The sequence below is a fragment of the Paenibacillus sp. OT2-17 genome (assembly GCF_009827695.1).
Taxonomy (GTDB): Bacteria; Bacillota; Bacilli; order Paenibacillales; family Paenibacillaceae; genus Paenibacillus; species Paenibacillus polymyxa_B.
The window spans coordinates 1-3,218 of the sequence record NZ_WUDQ01000429.1 but is presented as its reverse complement, the minus strand read 5'-3'; the positions used below and the strand labels follow the sequence as shown (position 1 = coordinate 3,218).

Sequence of the window (3,218 nt, the reverse complement as noted above, 5' to 3'; positions counted from 1 at the left end):
CCTGCTGGCAAAACATGTAGGCAAAGTACTGACCCATAATTTTATCCTGCATGAAATCTGGGGCAACCACAGCTATGACATTCCTGCCCTGCGTGTGTTTATGGCAACGCTGAGAAAAAAAATAGAAAAAACATCATCACAAACTAAGTTTATTCAAACACATATCGGAGTTGGTTACCGTATGCTTCAGGTTGGAGATGATGGCTAGGTAACAATACCATTATGTAATTAGAGATCATGCTCTTATGGAGCATGGTCTCTTTATTTTTCATCTGCCACTAAATCTTAAGATGATCTTTATACCTATATGAAAACCCTAATCCTAAACTAATGGTGAAAATGTTACGCTGAACTCTGAAGTAAAGAGGATAAGGAGGTTCGGCATGTGAGATGGGCACTACCTTGTTCGTCTGTTTCATCGGCTAAGCTGTCAACTGAGTGAAAGGGAAAGAGGTATGGGGAATGAATGAAATTTTAACAAGTGCGGGTCTGATCTCAATTGTGCTGGCGGTGCTGTATTCCGTTAAAAAAATATATGATTTTATCGATTTGCAGAAGGTGACACGGAAGGATCTCTATGAGAACTATGATATCTATAAAGCAGCTCAGAAGTTTGCTCTCGGTACACCCGTCGATGAGATCAGAGAAATCCTGACAAACAGCTATGAGTTAGACGATAACCAGGTTGAAGAGACAATGTTTTTGGCTCTTCCTCATCGGAACGATACCGATGGTGGTTATCTTGCCTTTATCAAGGCTGTAAATCGGGTGCTGGAACAAGAGGTTTATAGCTAAACTCCGAAAGAAGGAAAAATATGAATCGTCAGGCCGCGTTATCTGGTGTTTGCTCCCAATCTGGCCGGAGAACAATTTCTACAAGTGCTGAGTGAAGAAGAAAAATTATTTGTTGCTTTGGCATCCAATCCTGATCAACAACACCATTTGTAAGAATTAGGAGTAGAAAATGTTATTGAAAGCTTAGAAGGCTTATTCCACTTGTTGAAGACGGAGTGAGCCCTTTACATGCAGAAAATTCAACTACAATAAGCAATTAAAAACGGCAAGTCATATATGCAAAGAGGAAGGGAGAATAAGTTCTATAAATTCCATGAAAGCGTTTGACATATTTGAATATCAATCTATAATTATGAACAGAATTGGACCTCACTAAGATGCAAATATCCTGATTTTTTCAATCTGAATCGGATTAAGATGTCGCCAATTTTCAAATAGGTCGCTGCCTAAGAGGAATACGATAATTGATAGAGCTGTTGTTCATAAACAGCAAGCTTCATAACCAGGGGCTTGCTCTTTCATTTACCTAAGGAGAATGGGTCGGAATGACACTTAAAAAAAGAATCTTTTTATTGTTTTTTCTCAGCGCGTTTATTCCCTTTATCAGTATATTTGCAATTTCTTACTATACCATTGATTCCATTTTTGCGAATAAAATCAATGATGGAATTCGGAGCAATCTACAGCAGGTAACTTCATCACTGGAAAATTCAATTACCAACCTGAATCATGTTACTCAGCAATTATCATATAGTGGTACATTAGGAAAAAAACTGGATGAAGTCTTGAAGCCTTCCTCCAATATATTTGAATTGATTGAGGCTAGAGATGAATTAAAGAATGAGTTAAATGTCGTAACGTTTACTAATCCGAATATAGGTCTGACCTTATACTATTTCCAGAAAGAAGGCACTACACAGTTCGCTAACTTTCCCATCAAAGATCGTTTTTCTCCCGAGTCTTTGCCTGTGCTTTCCAAATCATATGGCATTGCGTACTATGGTCCCCATATGAGTATGAACCGATTTGATGATCAGCTTGTTTTATCTGCTATGCGAAAGGTACAGCTGCCTCAAAGGGACGATGTATATATTTACGTCGAATCCGGCTTTCGTCTTACACAGGATATACTGGGTTACAATCAATACAAAGGAGCTTTATCGCATTTAATCCTGAATGGTGAGGGCAACATTGTTTACAGTGAAATTCCAGAAGCGATGAAGGTCGGAGAGAATTTCTCCAGCATATCGAAAGGTACTGCAAAAGATGGAATATCCCGTGATTACCATTGGTTTAAGGAGGACTCCAGTCAGAATTGGAGCGTCATATCGGTAATTTCGCAGGCTAAGTATCAACAGGAGAAAAACCAATGGTTGCTTCAAATATTACTGGTCGCTTTATTTTTTCTCGGCTTTACCGTATTTCTGGCTTGGCTTCTGTGGAAGATGGTTTACAAACCACTAGGTCTGTTCCATTCTGAAATTAACGGAATGTCTCAGAATCCACAAAAGGCAGGAAGCCAGACCCGCACTCAAATTCCCGAGTTTGATTTTCTGTTGGGAGAATTCTCAAATATGCAGCATCAAATCGGCGACCTGTTCAAGGAAGTGCAGCAGAAAGAGAAGATTCGTGCAGATTTGGAAGTGGAAAAATTGTTATATCAGATCAATCCTCACTTTCTAATGAATACGCTGGATACTGTGCACTGGCTGGCCGTCATGAACGGACAAGGAGAGATTGACAAGTTGGTGCAATCCTTAAACAAGCTGTTGTATTACAATTTGGGTAAATTAGGGCAAGTATCCACGATGGAAGAGGAAATTGATGCGCTAAGACAGTACCTAATCCTGCAGCAAATTCGATATGACTTTGAATTTGACGTGCGTATTTCAGCGGATGATCAAGTTCTTCAAATACCTGTGCCTCGTTTTATTCTGCAACCGTTGGTTGAAAATTCACTTTATCATGGACTGAGTGACGAAGGTTTTATTCAAATTGAAGTTACACTTGCCAAAACGCTGAATATTTTAATACAGGATAATGGAGCAGGCATGACCGAGGAAGCGATTCAAAGACTTCTGAATAATCGTATAGCTGAACATAAAAAAGTAGGGATGGGCATCGGACTCAATTATGTCCACCGCATGTTGAGGGCACAGTATGGAGATCAAGCACAACTGGTGATCGAAAGTGAATTGGGTACAGGGACAAGTATACTGCTCATACTTCCTATCAAAGGAGAAGATGTCTGAGGATGATTAAGGTATTGATAGTGGATGACGATAAATTAGTACGAAAAGGAATAAGCTCCGCGATGCCGTGGAACGAGTTCAATATGGAGGTTATAGGAGAAGCAAGTAACGGGTTGAAAGCACTGGATTTTCTGAAAGCCCAACCGGTCGATCTGATGCTGACAGATCTCG

General features: G+C 39.8%; 4 protein-coding genes. All 4 read left to right on the top strand.

The window, feature by feature from the left end; genetic code table 11:
* A partial coding sequence (locus GRP75_RS22500; protein ID WP_160790411.1) for a winged helix-turn-helix domain-containing protein occupies positions 1–208 on the top strand: 208 nt, incomplete at its 5' end.
* Between the two features lie 254 nt (positions 209–462).
* Positions 463–795, top strand: a complete 333-nt coding sequence (locus tag GRP75_RS22495) for a hypothetical protein (protein WP_023988804.1) — start codon at positions 463–465, stop codon at positions 793–795.
* 545 nt (positions 796–1,340) lie between these two features.
* Positions 1,341–3,047 carry a sensor histidine kinase gene (locus tag GRP75_RS22490; RefSeq protein WP_053325510.1) on the top strand — a complete coding sequence of 569 codons (1,707 nt, stop codon included), beginning with the start codon at positions 1,341–1,343 and terminating at the stop codon, positions 3,045–3,047.
* A gap of 2 nt (positions 3,048–3,049) precedes the next feature.
* Positions 3,050–3,218, top strand: a 169-nt coding sequence (locus GRP75_RS22485; RefSeq protein ID WP_160790410.1) for a response regulator, incomplete at its 3' end; no start/stop codon positions are given.

What these genes read in the sequence shown, in the direction of transcription:
- GRP75_RS22495 (WP_023988804.1), top strand. Translation starts at nt 463, where the DNA reads ATGAATGAAATTTTAACAAGTGCGGGTCTGATCTCAATTGTGCTGGCG.
- GRP75_RS22490 (WP_053325510.1), top strand. Translation starts at nt 1,341, where the DNA reads ATGACACTTAAAAAAAGAATCTTTTTATTGTTTTTTCTCAGCGCGTTT.